Source organism: Bradyrhizobium sp. UFLA03-84, assembly GCF_002289535.1.
Classification (GTDB): Bacteria; Pseudomonadota; Alphaproteobacteria; order Rhizobiales; family Xanthobacteraceae; genus Bradyrhizobium; species Bradyrhizobium viridifuturi.
The window spans coordinates 301148-321462 of sequence record NZ_NSJY01000017.1 but is presented as its reverse complement, the minus strand read 5'-3'; the positions used below and the strand labels follow the sequence as shown (position 1 = coordinate 321462).

The 20315-nt window shown below is 63.9% G+C and carries 23 protein-coding genes; 12 read left to right on the top strand and 11 right to left on the bottom strand.

Annotated features, from left to right (window positions below):
• The first annotated feature begins 23 nt into the window (after positions 1 to 23).
• Both CK489_RS34195 and CK489_RS34190 read left to right on the top strand, forming a co-directional pair.
• Positions 24 to 689, top strand: coding sequence for a DsbA family oxidoreductase (locus tag CK489_RS34195; protein ID WP_050629126.1), 666 nt, complete (start codon positions 24 to 26; stop codon positions 687 to 689).
• Between the two features lie 85 nt (positions 690 to 774).
• Entirely contained in the window at positions 775 to 1413 is a 639-nt protein-coding gene (locus CK489_RS34190; RefSeq protein ID WP_050629127.1) for an NIPSNAP family protein, read from the top strand.
• 192 nt (positions 1414 to 1605) lie between these two features.
• On the opposite strand, the gene CK489_RS34185 is transcribed toward CK489_RS34190, so the two are convergent.
• Both CK489_RS34185 and CK489_RS34180 read right to left on the bottom strand, forming a co-directional pair.
• Positions 1606 to 2403: a transglutaminase domain-containing protein gene (locus CK489_RS34185; RefSeq protein ID WP_143278290.1), complete on the bottom strand. Its 798-nt coding sequence runs from the start codon at positions 2401 to 2403 to the stop codon at positions 1606 to 1608.
• Positions 2404 to 2524: 121 nt separating this feature from the next.
• Positions 2525 to 3709: a GNAT family N-acetyltransferase gene (locus CK489_RS34180; RefSeq protein ID WP_095735730.1), complete on the bottom strand. Its 1185-nt coding sequence runs from the start codon at positions 3707 to 3709 to the stop codon at positions 2525 to 2527.
• 340 nt (positions 3710 to 4049) lie between these two features.
• On the opposite strand from CK489_RS34180, the gene CK489_RS34175 reads away from it, so the two are divergent.
• Positions 4050 to 4799 (top strand): SDR family NAD(P)-dependent oxidoreductase, encoded by a 750-nt coding sequence (locus CK489_RS34175; protein ID WP_095735379.1) that lies wholly within the window; start codon positions 4050 to 4052, stop codon positions 4797 to 4799.
• A gap of 91 nt (positions 4800 to 4890) precedes the next feature.
• Here CK489_RS34175 and CK489_RS34170 read toward each other — a convergent pair whose 3' ends face one another.
• The gene (locus CK489_RS34170) at positions 4891 to 5343 is read right to left on the bottom strand and encodes a hypothetical protein (protein ID WP_095735378.1); all 453 of its coding nucleotides are present in this window, start codon (positions 5341 to 5343) and stop codon (positions 4891 to 4893) included.
• A gap of 159 nt (positions 5344 to 5502) precedes the next feature.
• Between CK489_RS34170 and CK489_RS34165 the strand changes: the two genes are divergently transcribed.
• The 3 genes from CK489_RS34165 (at position 5503) to CK489_RS34155 (ending at position 9413) form a co-directional block, all read left to right on the top strand.
• The gene (locus CK489_RS34165) at positions 5503 to 5730 is read left to right on the top strand and encodes a hypothetical protein (protein ID WP_050629131.1); all 228 of its coding nucleotides are present in this window, start codon (positions 5503 to 5505) and stop codon (positions 5728 to 5730) included.
• 153 nt (positions 5731 to 5883) lie between these two features.
• A complete protein-coding gene (locus CK489_RS34160) occupies positions 5884 to 7317 on the top strand; it encodes a caspase family protein (protein WP_095735377.1) in 1434 nt (477 codons plus the stop codon).
• 71 nt (positions 7318 to 7388) lie between these two features.
• Positions 7389 to 9413, top strand: a complete 2025-nt coding sequence (locus CK489_RS34155) for a pyrroloquinoline quinone-dependent dehydrogenase (protein ID WP_095735376.1) — start codon at positions 7389 to 7391, stop codon at positions 9411 to 9413.
• A 150-nt stretch (positions 9414 to 9563) separates the two neighbouring features.
• On the opposite strand, the gene CK489_RS34150 is transcribed toward CK489_RS34155, so the two are convergent.
• Both CK489_RS34150 and CK489_RS34145 read right to left on the bottom strand, forming a co-directional pair.
• On the bottom strand, positions 9564 to 10025 hold the full coding sequence (locus CK489_RS34150) for a PaaI family thioesterase (RefSeq protein WP_050421254.1): 462 nt from the start codon (positions 10023 to 10025) through the stop codon (positions 9564 to 9566).
• Positions 10026 to 10070: 45 nt separating this feature from the next.
• Positions 10071 to 11546, bottom strand: coding sequence for an amidase (locus tag CK489_RS34145; RefSeq protein WP_198961098.1), 1476 nt, complete (start codon positions 11544 to 11546; stop codon positions 10071 to 10073).
• A 185-nt stretch (positions 11547 to 11731) separates the two neighbouring features.
• Here CK489_RS34145 and CK489_RS34140 point away from each other — a divergent pair, with 185 nt between their 5' ends.
• From CK489_RS34140 to CK489_RS34130, 3 genes are all read left to right on the top strand, one after another.
• Entirely contained in the window at positions 11732 to 11863 is a 132-nt protein-coding gene (locus tag CK489_RS34140; protein WP_050629134.1) for a hypothetical protein, read from the top strand.
• Positions 11864 to 11950: 87 nt separating this feature from the next.
• The gene (locus CK489_RS34135) at positions 11951 to 12253 is read left to right on the top strand and encodes a hypothetical protein (RefSeq protein ID WP_050629135.1); all 303 of its coding nucleotides are present in this window, start codon (positions 11951 to 11953) and stop codon (positions 12251 to 12253) included.
• A gap of 98 nt (positions 12254 to 12351) precedes the next feature.
• Positions 12352 to 12582 carry a hypothetical protein gene (locus CK489_RS34130; RefSeq protein WP_050629136.1) on the top strand — a complete coding sequence of 77 codons (231 nt, stop codon included), beginning with the start codon at positions 12352 to 12354 and terminating at the stop codon, positions 12580 to 12582.
• A 46-nt stretch (positions 12583 to 12628) separates the two neighbouring features.
• Here the strand turns inward: CK489_RS34130 and CK489_RS34125 are convergent, their stop codons facing one another.
• A complete protein-coding gene (locus tag CK489_RS34125; protein WP_050629137.1) occupies positions 12629 to 12835 on the bottom strand; it encodes a hypothetical protein in 207 nt (68 codons plus the stop codon).
• 1580 nt (positions 12836 to 14415) lie between these two features.
• On the opposite strand from CK489_RS34125, the gene CK489_RS41105 reads away from it, so the two are divergent.
• On the top strand, positions 14416 to 14601 hold the full coding sequence (locus CK489_RS41105) for a hypothetical protein (protein WP_143278289.1): 186 nt from the start codon (positions 14416 to 14418) through the stop codon (positions 14599 to 14601).
• Between the two features lie 134 nt (positions 14602 to 14735).
• Here CK489_RS41105 and CK489_RS34120 read toward each other — a convergent pair whose 3' ends face one another.
• The 4 genes from CK489_RS34120 to CK489_RS41965 form a co-directional block, all read right to left on the bottom strand.
• Complete coding sequence (locus CK489_RS34120; RefSeq protein WP_050629138.1) at positions 14736 to 14936, bottom strand: hypothetical protein; 201 nt, start codon at positions 14934 to 14936, stop codon at positions 14736 to 14738.
• A 68-nt stretch (positions 14937 to 15004) separates the two neighbouring features.
• Positions 15005 to 15175: a hypothetical protein gene (locus tag CK489_RS41970; RefSeq protein ID WP_198961097.1), complete on the bottom strand. Its 171-nt coding sequence runs from the start codon at positions 15173 to 15175 to the stop codon at positions 15005 to 15007.
• Between the two features lie 615 nt (positions 15176 to 15790).
• Positions 15791 to 15982: a hypothetical protein gene (locus CK489_RS34115; protein WP_050629139.1), complete on the bottom strand. Its 192-nt coding sequence runs from the start codon at positions 15980 to 15982 to the stop codon at positions 15791 to 15793.
• 25 nt (positions 15983 to 16007) lie between these two features.
• The gene (locus CK489_RS41965; protein WP_198961096.1) at positions 16008 to 16169 is read right to left on the bottom strand and encodes a hypothetical protein; all 162 of its coding nucleotides are present in this window, start codon (positions 16167 to 16169) and stop codon (positions 16008 to 16010) included.
• 1563 nt (positions 16170 to 17732) lie between these two features.
• Between CK489_RS41965 and recA the strand changes: the two genes are divergently transcribed.
• Complete coding sequence (recA, locus tag CK489_RS34105) at positions 17733 to 18821, top strand: recombinase RecA (RefSeq protein WP_050629140.1); 1089 nt, start codon at positions 17733 to 17735, stop codon at positions 18819 to 18821.
• 261 nt (positions 18822 to 19082) lie between these two features.
• On the top strand, positions 19083 to 19856 hold the full coding sequence (locus CK489_RS34100) for a hypothetical protein (protein WP_245350616.1): 774 nt from the start codon (positions 19083 to 19085) through the stop codon (positions 19854 to 19856).
• 5 nt (positions 19857 to 19861) lie between these two features.
• On the opposite strand, the gene CK489_RS34095 is transcribed toward CK489_RS34100, so the two are convergent.
• Positions 19862 to 20299: an acyl-CoA thioesterase gene (locus CK489_RS34095; RefSeq protein WP_074124810.1), complete on the bottom strand. Its 438-nt coding sequence runs from the start codon at positions 20297 to 20299 to the stop codon at positions 19862 to 19864.
• Positions 20300 to 20315: the final 16 nt, after the last annotated feature.

Below are 20315 nucleotides of genomic sequence, written 5' to 3'. Positions count from 1 at the left end.
CATTTCCGCCGGGAACCCCTGCCATGAGCGATCTGAAGCCGCTTCGCCTCGACATCGTCTCCGACGTCGTCTGCCCCTGGTGCTACATCGGCAAGCATCGCATCGAGGACGCGCTCAAGCTGGTGCCCGACGTGCCGGTTGAGGTGCACTGGCGGCCGTTCTTCCTCAACAATTGGGTGCCGCGCGAGGGCATCAGCCGCGACGAATATCTGACCGCCAAGTTCGGCTCGGTCGAGGCCTACAAGGGCATCGCCGGCCGCGTGGTCGCCGCCGCCAATGAGGAGGGGCTGACCTACCATCCCGAGCTCGTCAAACGCCAGCCCAACACGATCGACTGCCACCGCCTGATCCACTGGGCCGAGGCCAGGGGCAAGGCGGCCGAGATGAAGCAGCGGCTGATGGAATTGTACTTCCGCGACGGCGGTGATCTCACCGATGTCAACGTGCTGGTGCAGGCGGCCGCCGATGTCGGTCTCGACGCCGACGATGTGCGCAGGCGTCTAGCCACCGACGAGGATGTCGCCCTCGTCTCGGCGCAGGCCCAGGAGGCTGCCGAGAAGGGCATCTCCGGCGTGCCGACTTTCGTGTTCGCGCAGAAATATGCGGTCTCCGGCGCCCAGCCGGCCGAGCAGCTCGCCCGCGCCATCCGCCAGGTCTCGGCCGAGATCAACGCACAGGCAGCGGAGTAGTCCGCGAGCACCATCGAAAGCCCGGCTCGCGCCGGGCTTTTTCATTTGCCTACATCGTCCATCGGAAACAATCAGGGAGACAACCATGATCTATGAGCTGCGCACCTACACGGTCCGTCCGGGAGCCGTCGGTGAGATGGTGAAGGCGGCGAGCACGATCTCGCGCGATATCCGCGGCGATAATTTCGGCAAGCTGGAAGGCTACTGGATCACCGAGATCGGACCGCTCAATCAGGTCATGCACATGTGGAGCTACGCCGATCTCAACGAGCGGACCCGGCTGCGCGCCGAGCTTTCGAAGAATCCGCGCTGGACCGGCGAATACATTCCGGCGATCCGTCCGCTCTTGGTGCGTCAGGAGGTTCGGCTGCTCAATGCAATCATTCCGCCGGTGGCGCCTGCCACCAAGGGCAACATCTACGAATTCCGCAACTACCGCGCCAAGCCGCTCGGCGGCGTCAAGCAATGGCTCGACCTGATCACCGGCGTGATGCCGGAGCGCGAGAAATATTCCAAGATCGTCGGCCTCTGGCACACCGATTCCGGACAGCCCAACGAGGTCTGCCACATCTGGGCCTATCCCGATCTCAACGCCCGCGCTGCTGCGCGCGGCGCCGCGCTGAAGGATCCGGCCTGGCAGGAATTCCTGGGCAAGGGCACGCTGCTGCTCGAGGAGATGCACTCGACCATCATGCTGCCGGCGCCGCACTCGCCGTTGCAGTAAGGGACACTGGCGCAGAAAGCCTCACCCGACGTTTCCATCGGATGAGGCTTTCCAGGCAAGGGCATGCGCCGCCTGAGAAACAGCGCATCGCGACGCTAAAAGGGCCGGCTGACACCAACCTGACGGCGGAGCCGATCGTTTCTTGATGTGTCAGCATGGCTACGAAAGGGTAAACCATGCGGCGCCTGGGCATTACGAAAGCCAGGATGGCGTCAGGCAGCGTGATGCCGCCGCATCCAGCACGGCAAATGGCGCCGCGCCGTCCTCGAACGCCGTGACCAGTTCGGCCAGCCGGTCGAGCTCGGCAAGCGCGTCGACCTTCAGGACCTTGCCGCCCGGCGGGGCGTCGCGCCAGCCATCCCAGGCGGAGATTTGCCGGTTCGTGAGCGACAGCAGGTCGCGGTAGACGTTGACGTGAAGAAACCACAGGCCGGTGGTCGGGGCATGGCCGAAGGCACCGGCCGCAACCGCGTTGCTCCTCGCCAGTCGCCAGGCCTGCGACGCCGTCAGAAATGCATCGCTCGGCAGGTTCGTACAGTCGAACGTGATTTGCTGTTGGTCGATCTGAAGCGCATCGAGCTGCGCGTCGGCCTGCCGCCAGCGCTTGTCGGCCGGTGACCAGTATTCGCAGACCCAGTGGTCGTGATAGATGTCGTCGCCGATGTAGGTGGCAAAGCCGCAGCGCACCCGCGCCGCGATCGACCGGCTTCGCAGCATGCTGCACAGCAGGAGCGCGTAGTCGCGACAGGTACCGAACGTGCGACTGCGCGGCGGCCGTGCCGCGGTGAGCGATCCGGCGAACGACGCCTGGATCGATTTCAAGCGATCCGCGACCGGCTGGGTTTGCCTGACCATCGGCGTGTCAGGCGGGATGCCGTACCGCTCAGCCAACGCGACATGAACGATCAGCCCCGAGACAACCTCGCGTAGTCCAGAGATCGTCTCCGGCAAATCGTCATATGCGCCGGCGAACTCGCCAGGGTCGGTCAACGTGTCCTGTCGGACGTAGCATTGCTGGATCGTCACATTCACGCCCGATCACGACGCCATCGGCTCAAGGCCGTTGTCTGCAGCCTACCGGTCCGCGCGGGGTTGTGTAAGAGGGGGTGTGCTAGCCGGGCTTGCCGCGCCGGCTGCGGATGAAGCGGACGGTGCTCCGCGCGGCCTCGTAGGCGACATTGTTCAGGGTCAGCGCGGCATGAATGGCGCCGACCAGCGGATCGCGGCGCCGCAGCGGCAGCAGCACGTCGCCGATCGCGAAGCGGCTGCGCCAGATCGGGTCGATCATGGGATGGCCGGGCGCCGCGGTGGAATCTGCCGAATTGATCGCCGGATCGGCACAGAGATGGCGCGTCAGTTCCAGGGTCAACTGCGTGCCGGGCGAATGCTTCGCAAAGCGCTCGTCGATGCCGATCTTGAAGAAGAACGCACGGTCCTGATGGCGCACCACGATGCCGGCTGCGACCGCCGTACCGCCCGCATGCAGCGTGATGATCTCGCAGCACCCGGCCTCGGCCATCGCCGCCGTTGCGCGGCGGATGAAGGCTGCGTCGCCCGGATGCTGGCTGAGCGCGGTGCCGCGCTGGCCCTTCCAGCCGCCGGCTTCGAGCGCAAGGAACGTCTCGAGCGCCACTGCAACGGCGCGCGGCGTGCGGGCGACGTCGAAGCGCACCGCGCCATGGTCGGACAGGCGATGGCGCTGGCGCCGCAGCTCCTTCAGCTTCTTCGCGCCGAGCGCGTCGCGCAGCAAATCGTCGGCATCGCCCGTCGCATCGAGCTGCGCGCGCTGATAGGTGCTCAGCAGGCGCGGCTGCAATCCATCCCTTGCGAGCACCGTTCGGATCGCCGCCATGGCCGGGCCGTCGAGCGACATCGTGCGCAGGATCAGTGCATGCGCGCCCGCGTTGCGCGCCTGCTGCAACATCTGGCCGACGGCCTGCTCGGCGGCGTCGCGATCCAGCAGCGGCGTGCACAGCGTGCCGTAGGGTTCGGCGCCGACCAGTGCGGGCAGGGGGATCCGATAGATTCGCCGAAATGGCACGACCGGCAGCAGCCCGATCAATTGCCCGGCATCGCCGGCGGCGCTGAGCAGCGATGCGCCGGTGCGGCCGCGCGCAGACGCATCGACCGCCAATTCCCAGTCTGCCTGATAGTAGCCATTGGGCTCGATCGCGCGCTCGGCAAGTGCGCGCCATGCACCGACCGGCGCCGCAGACAGCGGCGGCAACGCGCGATCGTCCGTGGCATCCTTGCGCGATGCACGGCGGATCACTGCCTGGTCAGCAATATCGGCCACGTCCCTGTTTCCCCGGTCCGCGAGGCTGATCGGCCTTGCGTTCATCGGGGGCAACGCTAGCGGAAAGAAATGGAAAATGCCGTTGAGGTCATCCGGCAATTCGAGCGGTAATGTTAACGGGGCGTTCAGCATATGCGGGCCGGCGATCGCACCATCGCGGCGACCGAGCCGCCCGCAGTCGCACGAAAAGGATGGTCCTGCGAGAAACCACCCGCAACGCCTGTCGTCCGGATCATTCTTGCACCACCGGTGTGCGCATGTCCGCACTGAGCGGCCGGTGCGGGCGCGCCTAGCTGCAGGGTCTCCGGACGATCCGGGTGCGCAACGCAAAGGAACTGACATGTCGAGATTGGAAGGCAAGGTCGCGGTGATCAGCGGCGGCAACAGCGGCATTGGGCTCGCCATCGCGCAACGCTTCGCAAGGGAAGGCGCGGATGTGTTCATCTTCGGCCGCCGCCGGGACGCGCTCGACAAGGCGGCAAAGCTGATCGGCGGCGGCGTCACCGCGATCCAGGCGGATGCGTCGAGGCTCGATGATCTCGAACGTGTCGCCGGGACGGTTCGCAAGGCGAAGGGCAGGGTGGATGTGGTCGTATCCAACGCCGGCTTCACCGAACAAGTGCCGCTGCGTGAGATCACGGAGGAGCACTACGACCGCACGTTCAACCTGATGGCCAAGGGGCCGCTGTTCCTGGTGCAGAAGATGCTGCCGATGATGGGCGGCGGAGGATCGATCATCCTGGTGTCCTCGGCCATGCACTATATGGGTCTGGCGAACCACTCGACCCATGCCGCCACCAAGGCGGCGGTGCGCTCTTACGTGCGGACCTGGGCGGCCGAGTTCAAGGACAGCGGCATCCGCGCCAACCTGCTGAGCCCGGGGCCGGTCGACACGCCGATCATGGACTCCCAGGCGTCGACGCCCGAGCAAGCCGCCGCGATCCGCAAGATGTATTCCAACTACACGCCGATGCTCCGGATCGGCCGTCCCGAGGAATTGGCGGCAGCAGCGGTCTTCCTGGCCTCGGACGAGAGCTCGTTCATGACCGGCTCCGACATGGTGGTCGACGGCGGCGTCAGCAACGTCTGATCTGCGTTGCGAGCGGAGTTTCGTGCGACGATCGACATGGGCCCGCACGACATGCGCGATCAGGCTTGGCCGGCGCATGCCGAGTCTCAGACTAGGGTTTGGCGCTTCGTTGCGCGTCTGCCGTAACGGCGCCCTCGACCGGCTCGTAAGTCTCGGTCACGCAATTGTCGTCGGCTTCCACCTGCCGGCGATCGAAGATCGCGCCCTCACTGATGAAGACGCGATAGGTCTGCGTCCCCAGCGGCTTGCCGATCACAGATGTCAGTTCGGCGCGCACGCAGGCGGTCCAGCCGGTGCCGCGCGGGTCGTGCAGCGGAGCGGAGACCCGCACATGGGACGGCTGCGAGCCCGCGGTGAACACCGAGTCCAGTTTGCCCGCGACCAGCCGCTTGACATCCGGAGGGGTCTCGAGCGGCGCCGGCTCGCTCGACTTGACCTTCAACATCTCCGGCCACACCGCGTGGCTATCCGCGAGCCCACAGCCACTCAACATGAAGGCGGCGCCGGCCAGCACCGCCGCCAGTTTTACTGGTCCCTGTCCCATCCGGCGAATTTAATGTACCGCCGTCAAGATTGCGCCCCCCTGGTGGGGCTGAATTCGCATCGCGCGACGCTTTGTCGATCAACAAATGTCGAGCGACAAGTTATCCTGGGGTAGAGGTGTTGCCGGATGTTTCTACGGCTGCGGGGGAGAGAGACTGACATGAAACGCTTCACGGTTGCTGCCGTCATTCTGGCGCTGATCGCGACACCGACCCTGGCCCAGGGCCGGCGAGGCGGCGGAGGCGACGACAGGAAGACGGAGCAGAAGCCCAAGATCGACGAGAAGGCCTACAAGGCCGCGCTCGATCGGATTCCCGAGCCCAAGCAGAAATACGATCCCTGGGGCGTCACCAAGCCGGCCACCGATCCGGCCAAGAAACCGAAATAGTCAGCCGAACAGCCGGCGCTCGTCGAGGGCGCATCGGGTTCCTGCGACGTCTCGACACTATCATCGAAGTCGGCGGCAGCACATTGCCGCACGGCATGAACCTTCACCTGACGGCTTTCGACCCATCTCCGATGTCATTTGTCGGAGGCCGCCATGTTGCGCCGTTCGCTCCTCAGCCTGATCGTTCCGGCCGCGATCCTGTTCGGTGCGGCGCCGGCATCGGCGGAAAGCCGCCTGGCGCTGGTGATCGGGCAGTCCGCCTACAAGTCGGTGCCCGCGCTGCCCAATCCGGCCAACGACGCCAAGGCCATGTCGCAGATGCTGACCGACGCCGGATTTGCGGTGACCGCGGCATCCGATCTGTCCCAGGATGAGATGCGCGCACGGATCAGCGATTTCGCCGGTCAGGTGGCGGCGAAGGGCGCCGACACCGTAGCGCTGGTGTTCTATGCCGGACATGGCCTGCAGATCGATGGCGAGAACTATCTGGTGCCGGTCGACATCGATCCGAAGCGTGAGGCCGACATTCCGATCCAGGCGGTTCGTCTCAACGACATCCTGAATACGCTGACCTCGGTGCCGAGCCGGATGCGCATCGTGCTGCTCGATGCCTGCCGCAACAATCCGTTCCCGGAACTCAGCAAGACCGCGGGGCACGGGCTTGCCATCGTCGACGCCAGGATCGGTGCGCCCGGCACCTTCGTGTCGTTCTCGACGTCACCGGGCGCCGAGGCCGAGGACGGCAGCGGCGCCAACAGCCCGTACACGACCGCGTTGCTGGCTTCGGCGAAGGAGCCGGGGATCCCGATCGAGGATACGTTCAAGCGTGTCCGTCTTGCCGTGAACAAGGCGACCGATGGCCGCCAGACACCGTGGGACTCCTCGTCGCTCACCGACGACTTCCGCTTCATGGCAGGTCCCTCAGCAACGCCAGCAGCGGCACCGGCACCGGCGCCGGCCGCGGCCAAGCGCACCGTCGACGAATGGAAGCGCGACTTGCAGGGCAAGCCGATCGAGGCTGCCAACGAACTGATCGTGGTTGACGGTACCGACGAAGCCTATGAAGCCTTTGCCGCTGTTTTCGCCGGCACGCCGCGCGGCCTGCAGGCGCGCGACTGGCTCGACCGGCATCGTCGCATGGTGGCGTGGAACGACGCCGTACTCGCCAACACGGCGGCGGCCTATCGCAGCTTCCTCGTGCTGTATCCCGACAGCGATCTCACGGCCACCGCGCGCAAGATGATCGAACGGTTGCGTTACCGTCCCGACCTGACGCCGGCCACCGCGCTCAGCGTGCCCGCGACCAATGTCGCGCTGGCGGCGCCGGCCTGTCCGTGCAACGCCGCGCCGCCGGAGCAGCAGAAGGCCGCGGCGCCGGCTAAGAAGCGCGTCGCTCCCGATCCGCCGCCGCGGCGTGCAGGCAAGCGGCCGCCGCGCGTCGTGGTCGAGGACGACGTCGTGGTGGTGCGCCGGCCGCCGCCGGCCGTGGTCTACGAGCCTGTCGGACCACCGATCGGAATCGGGATTGGCATCCGCGGTGGTTATCGCGGCAATTATGGCGGCGGCTACCACAGGGGTGGATACTGAGGCGCCAATCGCGTAAAGGCTTTCCCGCATGAGATGCGGCGTCCGATGATCGCGTCTTGCGGGAGGACGCAATGCGGTCCCTGTTTCGCCTGCTCGCCGCTCTGGTGCTTTGCATCCAACCGGCGCTCGCCTGGGAGTATTGGGGAGGCGATCGCGGGGGACAACGCTTCTCGCCGCTGACGCAGATCACGGCGGACAATGTCGGCACGCTGATCCGCGGCTGGGAATTCCGCACCGGCGATCTCGATGCTCGCCCGCCCGAGGTCATGAAGCGCACCAAGTTCGAGGTGACGCCGCTGTTCGTCGAGGACAGCCTGATCTTCTGCTCCGCGTTCAACGAAGTGATCGCGCTCGATCCCGGCACCGGTGCGCAGAAATGGCGTTTCGATCCGAAGATCAGCATGGCGCAGCGGCCGGCCAACCGCTTCGTCTGCCGCGGCGTCGCGCACTGGACGGATGATCGTGCGGCCGAAGGTGCGGCCTGCAAGTCACGCATCTTCACCGGCACCAACGACGCCCGCCTGATCGCGCTCGATGCCAGGACCGGCAAGCCCTGCGCCGATTTCGGCAATGCCGGCGAGATCAAGATCGACGCCGGGATGAAGCTCGCATGGCCGGGCGAATTTCAGATCACGTCGGCGCCGGTGACAGGCCACGGCGTGGTCGTGGTCGGGTCCGCGATCGGCGACAACCGCAGGGTCGACGCGCCGATCGGCGCGGTGCGGGCTTTCGATGCACGGACCGGCCAGCCGCGCTGGACCTTCGATCCGCTGGTGCACAGCGGCATCGAGGCCGGCCACAGCAACGTCTGGGCGCCGATGTCGGTGGATGAGGAGCGGGGACTGGTGTTCCTGCCGACGACATCGCCCAGTCCCGACTTCTGGGGCGGCAAGCGCCCCGGCAATGACGAGCACGCCAATTCCGTCGTCGCGCTGCGGATCGAGACCGGCGAGCTGATATGGGCATTCCAGACCGTGCATCACGACGTCTGGGACTACGACCTGCCGGCGCAGCCGACCTTGGCGCGGATCGACACCGGCAACGGCATGCGCGACGTCGTGATCCAGCCGACCAAGCAGGGCTTCGTGTTCGTGCTCGATCGCGACACCGGCAAGCCGGTGTGGCCGGTCGAGGAGCGCGCGGTGCCGCAGAACGGCGCCGAGGGCGAGCAGCTCTCGCCGACGCAGCCGTTCCCGACCCACGTGCCGCCGCTGCTGACGCAGCGCATGACCGCGGATGACATCGGCGGCCTGCTGCCGGGCGTCCGGAGTTCGACTTGCACGAAGTTGCTTGCACAATCCCGCAACGAGGGACTTTACACGCCGCCGTCGACGCAAGGCACGATCGTCTATCCGATGACCGGCGGCGGTGTGAACTGGGGCAGCGCCGCGTTCGATCCGGTCAACCAGATCCTGTTCGCCAATGTCAGTCATGCCGCGCACGTCATCACGTTGATTCCGCGTGATCAGGCCAGGGGCTTCAACCCGCCGCCCGGCCATGATTTCGGCCAGCAGGAGGGGGCGCCGTTTGCGATGTCGCGGGCGCTGGCGATGACGGCGATCGGGACGCCGTGCAATACGCCGCCATGGGGCGAGACCGTGGCGGTTGACCTGAAGGCCGGCAAGATCCTCTGGCACTCGCCGGTCGGCACCAGCGAGGATGTCGCGCCGCTCGGCATCGCGCTCAATACCGGCACGCCGCTGGTCAACGGCGTCGCGATCACCGCGGGCGGAGTGCTGTTCACCGGCGCGATGGATGCCTATCTGCGCGCATTCGATGTCAAGTCGGGAAAGCAGCTGTGGCTCGCCCGGCTTCCGGTGCCGGGCGTCGCCAATCCGATGACCTATCTCTGGAAGGGCGAGCAGTATGTCGTGATCGGCGCCGGCGGCCATTCCGAGGGCGGCACATCGATCGGCGACAGCGTCGTCGCGTTTCGTCTGCCGCGTCAGGGCGAGAGCGCGTCGCTGTGGACGCGTCTGATCGATCGTCCCGGTGGACGGTTTACCGCGAAGGCACTCGCGGCCGGTGTGGTGCTGATCGTGCTGATCGGGTTGCTCTGGCGTTGGCGCAGGAAGCGTCGCGTCGCTGCGGCGTAGTGCGGCGGCGCGCATGTTGCGCGCTGCATGACAAATCAGCGACATCGGTTCAGCGACATCGGTTCTCAATGCGTGCACCGAAACGACGTGAGCACGCGCGCGCACGATGTCATGCTTGCGCTCGCCGCGCGCGCGTTTCCGGATCGTGCTCTATCCCGGCAGCATCGCGAACGCGCTCGACACCATCGCCACCGGCTTGTTGTCGGTGGCGGAGGATAGCGTGACGCGGCCGAAGCTCATGGTGCGGCCGAGCCGCACCACGCGCGCGTCGGCCAGTACGTCGGAGGCGGTCACCGCGCGCATGAAATGGGTGGTCTGGTCGACCGTCGTCATCGGACGGTAGCCCTTGTTGGCCGCGAGGTTGGCGAGCACCATCGCGGTGTCGGCGAACGCCATCAGCGCCTGGCCGCAGACGATGCCGCCATTGCGGCACAGCCGTTCTGAGAACGGCATGCGCAGGATGGCGCCGGGCTGCCAATCGGCAGCGTTGCCGGGCGGCGGCGTGAACTCGAACTGCTCGATCGACAGATTGAGATCCTGCACCCACGGCGCAAAGACGTCGCCAAGCACCCGTCGCGCCTCGTCGATCCCGAATTCACCGGCCTGCTGCATGACGTCCCGTTTCCCCTGTTGATTTATCGTTCTCTATTCTATCGCCTAATCGCGCGTGACATGCACGCCAGGCCGCTTGCCGGCATTCCACTTGCCGTCGATCGCCCGCTCGATCTGGGCGGCGAGCTGCAGCAGGAGGCCGTCATCGGCCTGCTTTCCGATCGCCTGGATGCCGAGCGGCAGGCCGTGCTCGTTGGTCGCGAGCGGCAGCGAGATCGCCGGGATGCCGCAGAGATTGGCGAGCGGCGTGAAGGCGAAGTTGCGCCAGAGATTGCCGAACCAGTCCAGCACCGACGGGTTATCGCTGATGGTGAGATATTCCGTGGTGCCGATCTTCGGCGTCGGCAGCGCCGTGATCGGCGTCAGGATGATGTCCCAGTCCTCGAAGAAGGCGCCGAAGCCGCGCGCGGTCGTGTTGAAGACGGCCTGCATGCGGGCGCGGTCGGCGAAGCTGGTGTCGCGGCCGTGCTCCCAGATCCGGATATTGATCGGCTCGATCAGCTCCGCCGGCGGCCGCGTCAGGCCGCGCGCCGCGAGCATGTTGCCGATCACCACGGCGAAATTGCTGATGTAGCAGGTGGTCTGCGCCGCGAAGGCTTCCGCGTAGTCGAGCGACGGCAGCGCGTAATCGACCTGATGGCCGAGGCCTTCGAGGAAGCGTCCGACCCGCTCGAGCTCGGCGGTGATATGCGGCGTCGCGCGATAGTCGCCCCAGGTGTGCGACAGCGCGATCTTGAGCCGGCCGGGGTCGCGCGCGATCATCGCTGTATACGGCTCCGGCGATGTCCAGAACGGCATGAACTCGCCGGGCGCAGGTCCGCGGCAGGCGTCGACGAAGGCCGCGGTGTCGCGCACCGTGCGGGACTGGCAGCCCTGGATCGAGACGAGGCCAGTGAGGTCGGACAGATGCGGCGCGAGCGAGAACACGCCGCGCGACACTTTCAGTCCGATATTGCCGTTGACGCCGGCGGGAATCCGGATCGAGCCGCCGCCGTCGGTGGCATGCGCGATCGGGACGGCGCCGGCGGCGACCATCGCCGCGCTGCCCGCCGACGAGCCGCAGGTGGTGTAGTCGGTGTTCCAGGGATTGCGCGTGACATAGACCGCGGGATTCTCGGCGGAGCTGCAGACCCCGAACTCCGGCGTGGTGGTGCGGCCGATCAGATTGAGGCCGGCCTTGCGCAGCTTCGTGGTCAGGAAGGTGTCGGCTGCGGCGCGGTTGCCGCGCATCATCAGCGAGCCCATCTCCTGCAACCGTCCCTTCAAGGTCGGGCCGAGATCCTTCATCAGGAAGGGCAGTCCGGCGAACGGGCCGTTGAGATCGGCGCCGTCGCGCGCGGGATCGGCGATCACGTCGTCGAACAGCTCGACCACGCCCGAGAGCGCCGGATCGACCTTGGCGACCGCGACGGCTGCCTGCGCCGCCAGCTCCCGGGGCGTCAGCTCGCCGCTCCGGACGCGCGCGGCGAGCGCCGTTCCGTCGTGCCGCGTCCATTCGTCCCAGCTCATCGCCAAAGTCATGTCGTCGATTCCTTTTCTGCTTTGTTGCGCACTGTAATTTGCCGAGCCGCCCGGTCAAACCGTCGCGCGTCCGCTGCGCTCCGATGCGCTCCGAGGCGTTTGCGCCGCGCTGCAAGCGCCGTGCCCGGCTTGAAAATGCCCCAGTTTTGGCGCCCAATTCGCCCTCGTCAGTGGCGGGGGCGTACATGTTCCGCAGGTTGGTGCTGCTGGGTGGGGTGCTTGCGATCGGACTTGCGCTTGGCGGATGCACGCGATGCGGTCCGATCTGGGACGACTGGATGCAGTCGCCGAAATCCTGCAAGTCGGATCACCTCTAGGGCAGGGACGGGCGCGCTGGCCAGACACGCTTGGCGACCGCTTTCTTGCGGTGATATACCGCTGGCGAAAATGCAGGGAGCGTTGTGATGAGAGTTTTGTGCGCAGTCGCGGTCGCGGCGCTGCTGTCGGCGCCGGCCTATGCGCAAATGCCGAACGTCAATCTGATGCCTGAGGTCAAGACCAAGACCCAGGACGAGAAGGATCAGGACGCGGTCAGAGACCGGGCCTACAAGGACTCGTTGAGCAAGATCCCGGATGCCAAGGGATCGTCCGATCCTTGGGGCGCGGTGCGCAGCGATGCGCCGAAGGCGGCCACCCACCCGGCCAAGCCGAAGACCAAGACCGGTAGCTCCGCGCAGCCTGCAGGCTCCGCGCAGCGCAGCCAGTAAGCCCCGTTCGGGCCGGCTTCGCCGGTTGCCGCAGACTCGGATTCTCCCGGCGCCGCCCCTATATTGGGGGCGTCGTCAGTTGGTCCGGAGTTGCGGCAATGGTGTTTCGTCCGCGCGATCTCGCCAGCCGGATGGCCGCGCGGCGTCGGCCGGATGACGGCTATCTGCGCGAGACCTTCAGCCTGCCGCGTGATCAGGCCCGCCTGCGTGCGCGCGCCTTTCTCAAGCGCTATCCGAAGGCCGCCTATATGAGCGCGGTCGAGAGCTGGCGCGAGCTGCCCGGCGGGGAGATCGAGTTCACGATGCGGCGGCTGGCCAGCGCGGACTGAAGCGCGGCCTGTTGGCCGGCGCAGCGGAGCCAATCCAGCCGGCGCCTCAATCCTGATCGCTTTGCCCGCGGGGCCGTCCCAGCCCGAGATTGTTCAGCTCGCGGTCGATCCGCAGCTGCACGCGGCGGATCGCCAGCAGGTCGAGTTTCGCTTCGGTCTTGCCGGTGTAGACCCGATCGCCGATCTGGAAACGCCATTTCCAGACGCCGGCCGTGACCTGCGTGACGCTGAATTCGACGCCCTTGTGAATCATCTGGAACGGTTCCGCGAGGGAATGGCGGTCGTCGATATTTAAACTAAAGGTTGTAGCAATGATTAACACCCGTACAACGATGTTGTGAACTGCGACGCCCGTCTGGGCGTCGTCATGGATCCCGAAGGAGATCCATCCGCCGGCGGCACGCCGTGTCTCGCGGTGCGGCCCGGCGAGCCAATGTCACGAACACTGACGGAACCCGAGTCTTCCCGTGAAGGCTACGTAGTTTTCTTGGGGGTCAGGAGGGGTACCAAGGTAGTATGCAGATTGTGCCAAACGCACGTCGGCATCGCCAAATCCGCTCGTAACTCGTTGATAATCCGGGGCAGTTGGGGCGGGGGCGGATCCGCCTGTTCGCGGAACTTTGTTCTGGCCCGGAGAACTACGGATTACGCCAGCCGCTCCGGAAATGAGCCCGTTCTGCGTTTGCGATTGCGGACCTTTTCACGCGATCGGATGCCCGACAGCACAACGCCGCCCGCTTGAAAAAGATGCGGACGGCGCTGGCCCTAGCCCCAGGAAGGTGTGCAAAATCCTGATACCGCGAAGCCTATACAATCTGTGCCAAAGGGCATGTCCCAAATTGGCTATCACGGACGATGTTCTGAGCGACTGACCTTCGCGCATCACCTCTTCGCCCGCGCTGGCGCGACGCCTTTCAGGTTGGCCCAAAGCGATGAGCGCCGAGCGGCAAGAACGGATGGCGCCCCATGGAAAATGATGGGGCCAGAACATTTACTATGCCGCCTCGGTAGTCCTACTGAGAACATCGGCCGGGTGATGACGTCGGTTGGTTCCATCGGAGGCCAGAGCGCGTCCGACATCAAACCGGGCCGCGTTCACACGCCGGCGTGCTGGAAAAGGAACGAGCGCAGCACGCTCCGGGTTATCGCTTGTTCGGGTGCTGTTCCTGCCGGGCAGCATCGGGACGACCAAAGTGCAACTCGGCCCCGGTCAGTGCCCACTCGCTGGGGCCGCTTCTTGACGCCATCGATCCGGAGGCCGCCTCGGCCTGGGCCAGTACAATCCTGGTCACGTCCTGTCAGGTTTCAACGTCGAGGACCACGCACGCGATGCCGTGCGCCTGCCATTCCCGGAGTTCGGCCACGGTCACTAGCGCGCGGCTTCCGTGTTGTGGAGGCGGCTGCGGGCGTGGGGTTTGACCAACTGGGCATGCCGTCATCCTGGATTGGGGCAAGTCAGGATTCAAACTTGGCGGGTGGTCGCGTTTTGTTCCGGAGGACCGCGAACAGATTGCGCACCATCGAAATTTATATGCCCAGAACCGTGCATAATACGGCGTGCGTGGCACAAACTGCATATCGATTGATGGCCGTTCGCTTAATCCGAATGAGGACACTCCCGGTTCTAGCTCAGGACACCGGGGCCTGGGTCCGGCCAGGCGCGCAATCTCGGTACTGGCCGAAACAGTCCAACCGCCATTTCAGAACCGGTCACTCTTTAGGAACGATTCAGTGTCGGGAAAATTAGGCAATTGGCGAGGGCGAAATCCTGCCCCCACGGTCCGCCGTCGCCTTCAGTCCCAGCGCTCTTCCCCGGGGCGCTGGGACTTATTTTTGAGGCTACTCGCAAAACCAAAACCGGCCACTCGCGCCGGGCGGGCGGTGAGCCATAACCCGCAAGACTATCTCAAGCTCGTCGCGAGCGGCGAGATTGATGAGACGATGCTGGAAGCGCTTGAGGACGACTTGAAACGACAGCAGAAGCGGTTGGAGCGGGACGCGAAAGCGGCCGCCAGTTGAGGCGGCCTTGCTTCATCGCATAAAGAGCCAGGCAAGGCTGGCAATCAAGCCCGCAAGGGACACGGCCGCAGTACAGGCAAAGGCGATTTCTACGCTATCGATATGATGGTGGCGTGCATGCATGACGGCACCTCTTAAGCAGAGCCAGGAACGCGCAGCCATTCGGTCATGCTCGCCCCAGCTTCAGCTTGGCGGGCGAGCTTCAATAGCGCGTCTTTCTCGATACCTGGGAGTAGAGCTGCGGCCTGATCGCGTAGCTCTCGAGCGCGCTCCAGGAGCCGCGCTTCGAGCAAATCTGCCTGCGGGGCATAACGGCGGCGCTTCTTCGGTCCCATGCATTCACCCCTTGCTCTAGGTTCCTGTCCGGAACGCGAACTCTAATCGTCAGCCTCGCGTAAGGTTCCTATTTCGACTCGTTCATTGTGCGCTCGACCTCATTGGCAAGTGTGCGGTGATGTGCTGCTAGCTTTGCGAACAGTTCTTTCTTGGTTGGGTTGGTCGCCAGCTTGCTGATCAGCTCGCACTCTTCCGCCTCGACGCGAAGCTTCTCCAAGTGCGCTTTCATGTCCTTCATCGGTGTCCCCCTATCCGGGGATCCAAGTTTATCGTGCGCAAATCGAGATAGGAACTCCGTTCACCCAACTGAGAGCTCCGGGCCATTCCTTACGGAGAACCACGTAGGGAACGAGTTTGCCGCCCCATAGAAATTGTTATGGGCATACCGGTCAGTGGTCCTACTGAGATCGCGGCCCAACCAATTCAGGCTACTGTGATTTTCAAACTAGCCACCAGCGTCGGAAACAGGGCAGTCGCGAGAACAAACTGGGACATTACGTGCTTTTCCGGAATTGCTGCGGATGCGAAGCGATCTAGGATTTTGGAGCCGGGGCAGGTTTTCAGTTCAGATGATTTTCAGATTTGCCCGGTCGGGCCGTTCGCGTGACGCGGCCCTCTCGTTTGAACTGGCCCCCTCGCTGGGGCCGTTTCTTTAGGCTGGCGATCTGAACGACAGGAGCCGTGCGAACCGGCCCGCTTCTCTCTCTCTCTTACGGCTTACTGCTATTACCTCGGCAGGGCTGTAGCGGCGCGCGGCTGCCTTCACAGCCTCGATAGAGAGATTCTTGCCGATCAAGACGGCGATGAAGAGCCTGATTTCATGCAATGAAAGAGGCCGCCAACTGAGGCGGCCTTACTTCATCCGGCCCTGTTCTAGCGCTTCGAGGACCCTGGCACATCGATCTAGAACGGACGCGCTGTTAGCAAGTGCGCGATAGCTATTGGCAAGCTTCTCAAGCTGGTAACGGTCGTGCGGATCGCGCAGCATCTCGATCAGCCGCTCGTACTTGGCTGCTAGCTCCTCGTATTCTTGAAGAGTCATCATGCCGGGCAACGATACGAATTTCAGTTTACCCCGCCTTCTGCGTTGGATTTTGCTTGTGCCACTCGGCTAGCTTGGCTTCTTCCTCGGCCCGCAGTTTGCGTAGCATCGCGATCTTGGCCGGGTCCGTTTCCGTCGACAGCAGTTGATCGTAATGGGCAATGTTCGCCGTGAAAATAAAGTCCGCCATGGCTCACTCCCCGAACTGCTCAATAAAGCCAAGCAGTATTTTGCCACAACCAGCGCGAGCCCAACATATGCCACTGGGTAACATTTGATCCGTGAAACTACGGGGAGATGGCGTAGGCAATAGCTGATGGCCTTACGGAGAACCACGTAGGGAACGAATTTGCCGCCCTATAGAAACTCGTTATGCCCAAGACCGTGCATCGGGCTCAGCAGTCCTGCCGAGAACGGCCCAAACATTCCGGCTAAACGATTTAGGACACTCTAGGATTCGAATTAGGATCGGGGGCTCAAATACGGACAGTACCGAAATCTCGGTGCTGGCCTAGTTAGGACAGTCGCAAGAACAAACTAGGACACCTGCATTCGCTCGCGCCGGTCGTCCCTCTCGAGACGACCGGCGATGAGCTGGGCCGGGCGTCCCGTGCTGAGTGAGATAGCCGACCCGGAATCGCTGGTAGCACGTACCGTCGTTTCGAAGTCGGGAAAAAGTGGCAATTTCTGTGGATGGATGGAACCGCGGTGTGCTAGGCATCAATCATCGGGGCTTGTCCCGGTATTTTAGTTGATGCATAGGAAAAAACTCCCACCCCCGGCCTTAAAAGCCGGGGGATTTTTCGTAAATGCCGAAGAGCCATCTGAGATCCGAACGCATGAACAATTTGGCGCGCGGCGCGCCTGTTCATAAAGAACGCTACCCGCTATCGGAAATTAGGACACAGTGAGGGGTACCCCGGGATCGCTATCGCCGATTGCCACTTTTTCCCGGTACCGTGTAGAGCGCGCTCTGCACGGGCGTGTCTGAACGGCTCCGGTGCGTTGGCCCCGTGCCCACAGGGACATTGCCGGAGCCGTTCACCTAGGTCCCTCGCTGGGGCCGTTTCTTTGGGGCAGAATCAGGATAGTGGGTTAGTGCTCCACGTTGCTTTGAATGTGCATGTCAAAGCGGCGTAGGCTGCCAACTGAGGCGGCCTTACCTGCGGGCTAAAGCGGCAGTTTGCTCGGCGCGTGCACGCTCTGCCGCTTGGTCTGCCAGCCGGTCATACTCGACGGCAATGCGAAACATCCGTTGCTTGGACTCTTCGTCCCAGAAATGTTCCGCTTTGGTGCGGGTCTCTTCGGCCCGCTCTCGCCAATGCCTCGGATCATTGAGGTGTGAGCTACCCATCTTCCTCACTCCCGTTACCAGGTCGATAACCCTGACCGGGAGCGCGTGGTTCCACAGCGTGCTAGGAACTCCCGTTCCCCCACGTAGCATCCCCCGGGCCATTCCTTGCGGAGAACCACGTAGGGAACGAGTTTGCCGCCCTATAGGAACTCGTTATGCCCAAGACCGGGCATAGTCTCCGTAGTCGTACTGAGAACATCGCCCAACCAATTCAGGCCACTGCGATTTTCAAACCAGGCCACTGAGGTCGGAAACAGGCCAGCGCCGAAAGCTCTGAAAGAACATATTGCGAACATAGAACAAACGTGGTACGAGATTCCTATCAACAACGCTTTTCTGCCGATCTCATCCGCCCGTTTGTCCCGCTAGCGAATCCTCGCCATAAGGAGCACATCCCAAATGTCCGCCACCGCACTGCGTATCGTCGAAGGATCCTCCATGGACAAGTCCAAGGCCCTCTCAGCCGCGCTCTCCCAGATCGAGCGCCAGTTCGGCAAGGGCTCGGTGATGAAGCTCGGCAAGAACGACCGTTCGATGGATGTCGAGACGGTGTCGTCGGGATCGCTCGGGCTCGACATCGCGCTCGGCGTCGGCGGCCTGCCGAAGGGACGCATCGTCGAGATCTACGGGCCGGAATCCTCGGGCAAGACCACGCTGGCGCTGCACACGGTGGCCGAAGGCCAGAAGAAGGGCGGCATCTGCGCCTTCATCGACGCTGAACACGCGCTCGATCCGGTCTATGCGCGCAAGCTCGGCGTCAACATCGACGAGCTCCTGATCTCGCAGCCCGATACCGGCGAGCAGGCGCTGGAAATCTGCGACACGCTGGTGCGCTCCGGTGCGGTCGACGTGCTGGTGGTCGATTCGGTCGCCGCGCTGGTGCCGAAAGCCGAGCTCGAGGGCGAGATGGGCGATGCGCTGCCGGGCCTGCAGGCGCGCCTGATGAGCCAGGCGCTGCGCAAGCTCACCGCCTCGATCAACAAGTCGAACACGATGGTGATCTTCATCAACCAGATCCGCATGAAGATCGGTGTGATGTACGGCTCGCCGGAAACCACCACCGGCGGTAACGCGCTGAAGTTCTATGCCTCAGTTCGCCTCGACATCCGCCGCATCGGCGCGATCAAGGAGCGCGACGAGGTGGTCGGCAACACCACCCGCGTCAAGGTGGTGAAGAACAAGCTGGCGCCGCCCTTCAAGCAGGTCGAGTTCGACATCATGTACGGCGAGGGCGTCTCCAAGATGGGCGAGATCCTCGACCTCGGCGTCAAGGCCGGCCTCGTCGAGAAGTCCGGCGCCTGGTTCTCCTATGACAGCCAGCGGCTCGGCCAGGGACGCGAGAATTCCAAGGCGTTCCTGCGCGCCAACCCTGACATCACCACCAAGATCGAAGCCGCGATCCGGCAGAATTCCGGCCTGATCTCCGAACAGATCCTCGCCGGCACGCCGGAGCGCGACGCCGACGGCGAGGAGCCGACGGAAGAGTAAGGCTCAATCATTTCGCTGCAAACGGGCGCTGAGGACGTTGAGTTGCCGACGTCATCGGCGCCCGTTTTGTTTTGTGTTGCGTTCGGCGAGGTCTGGACGATGAAGCGTTTGATTCTGACTGGTTCCGGTATCCGTCTCGCGCGCTCAGGTCTGGCAGAAGCGGTCATTGAATTTCGCTTTCGCTTCGTTTGGGGCCGTTGCCCCCGGTAGAAGAGTTCGAAGATTATTTTGGCGCGCGTTCCAGCCAGGTGTTCATGGAGATTGTTCTCCGATGAAGTCCGGGCTCGCAGGCACCTTTCGCTCGTCGAGTATTGCGAACCGTATGACGTTGTCGAGCTCTGGTTCGAACAATATCCGAACGATCAGCTGCAGCTGGTCTTCCTTCTGGCTTTTTTCAGATATCATCCCGAGACAGCGGCCAGGTTGAAGTTGCGTCTTGTTGATTTCGATCTGACGATGCCGGCTGAAGAGATACCCGAACCAGAGGATGTGTCGACGGTCGACGTCGGCCCGGTCGAACTCAACACCGGAAGTGCGATCTGGTCGGCTTATCGCGCAGCCACCCCAATGCCCTTTCTGGATTGCCTGCAGAGTGACCTTAGCTCACTGCCATTTCTGAGGTCGGCGCAGCTTGCCTTGGTTGCAGAATTGCCCTCCCGCGCGACGGGGCTTGGCGCAACTGAAATGCGACTTCTTGAGCTGATCGCACGTTACGACGGCTTTTCAGCGCTTGGACTACTTCATCGTCTCTGGCGCCCCGGAAATGTGTTCGGAGAACTCGAACTTTTCTCATTGCTCGACGGCCTCACGGATGGTCCGTCGCCTGCAGTGACTGATCTCGAACGACCGCAGAGCAAAAGGAGCTGGCACGCGCGCTACGCCGCAAGCTATCCGCGGCTGACCGAGTTCGGCGAAGCGATCATCGCGCACCAGGAAGACTTCAGCAGCCATAACCCGATCGATCGCTGGTGGGGCGGCACGCACCTCACCAACGACAATCTCTGGCGCATTGCTCCGACGCTGACCAAGCCGTAGTCAATTCAACCCGGCGCCAGCGCCTTCTCCCGGCTCGCGATCAGCGCCCGCAGGTCCTCCGTCACCGCGACCGATTGATGGGTCGTCTGGTCGGTCGCGACCCAGATGATCTCGCCGGTGGCGCGCAGGTCGTCGGAGCCCTTGGCGAAGATCGCGAGCGCCAGGTTGATCGAGGAGCGGCCGATCCGCGCGACCCGGACGCAGACCTCGATGTCCTCGTCGAACCGGATCGGCGCCTTGTACTCCACCACCGATTTCACGGTGTGGAAGTCGATCCCGGTGCGCGCCACCTCGCCGAGATAGTCGTAGCCGAGTGCGCGGAAATACTCCGTGATCGCGGTGTCGAAATAGGTCAAATAGTGGGCGTTGAACACCACGGCCTGCGCGTCGACCTCGGAATAGCGGACGCGAAACGGGAAGTGAAACCAGAATTCCTCGCGCATGTCTCCTCCTGCCGCG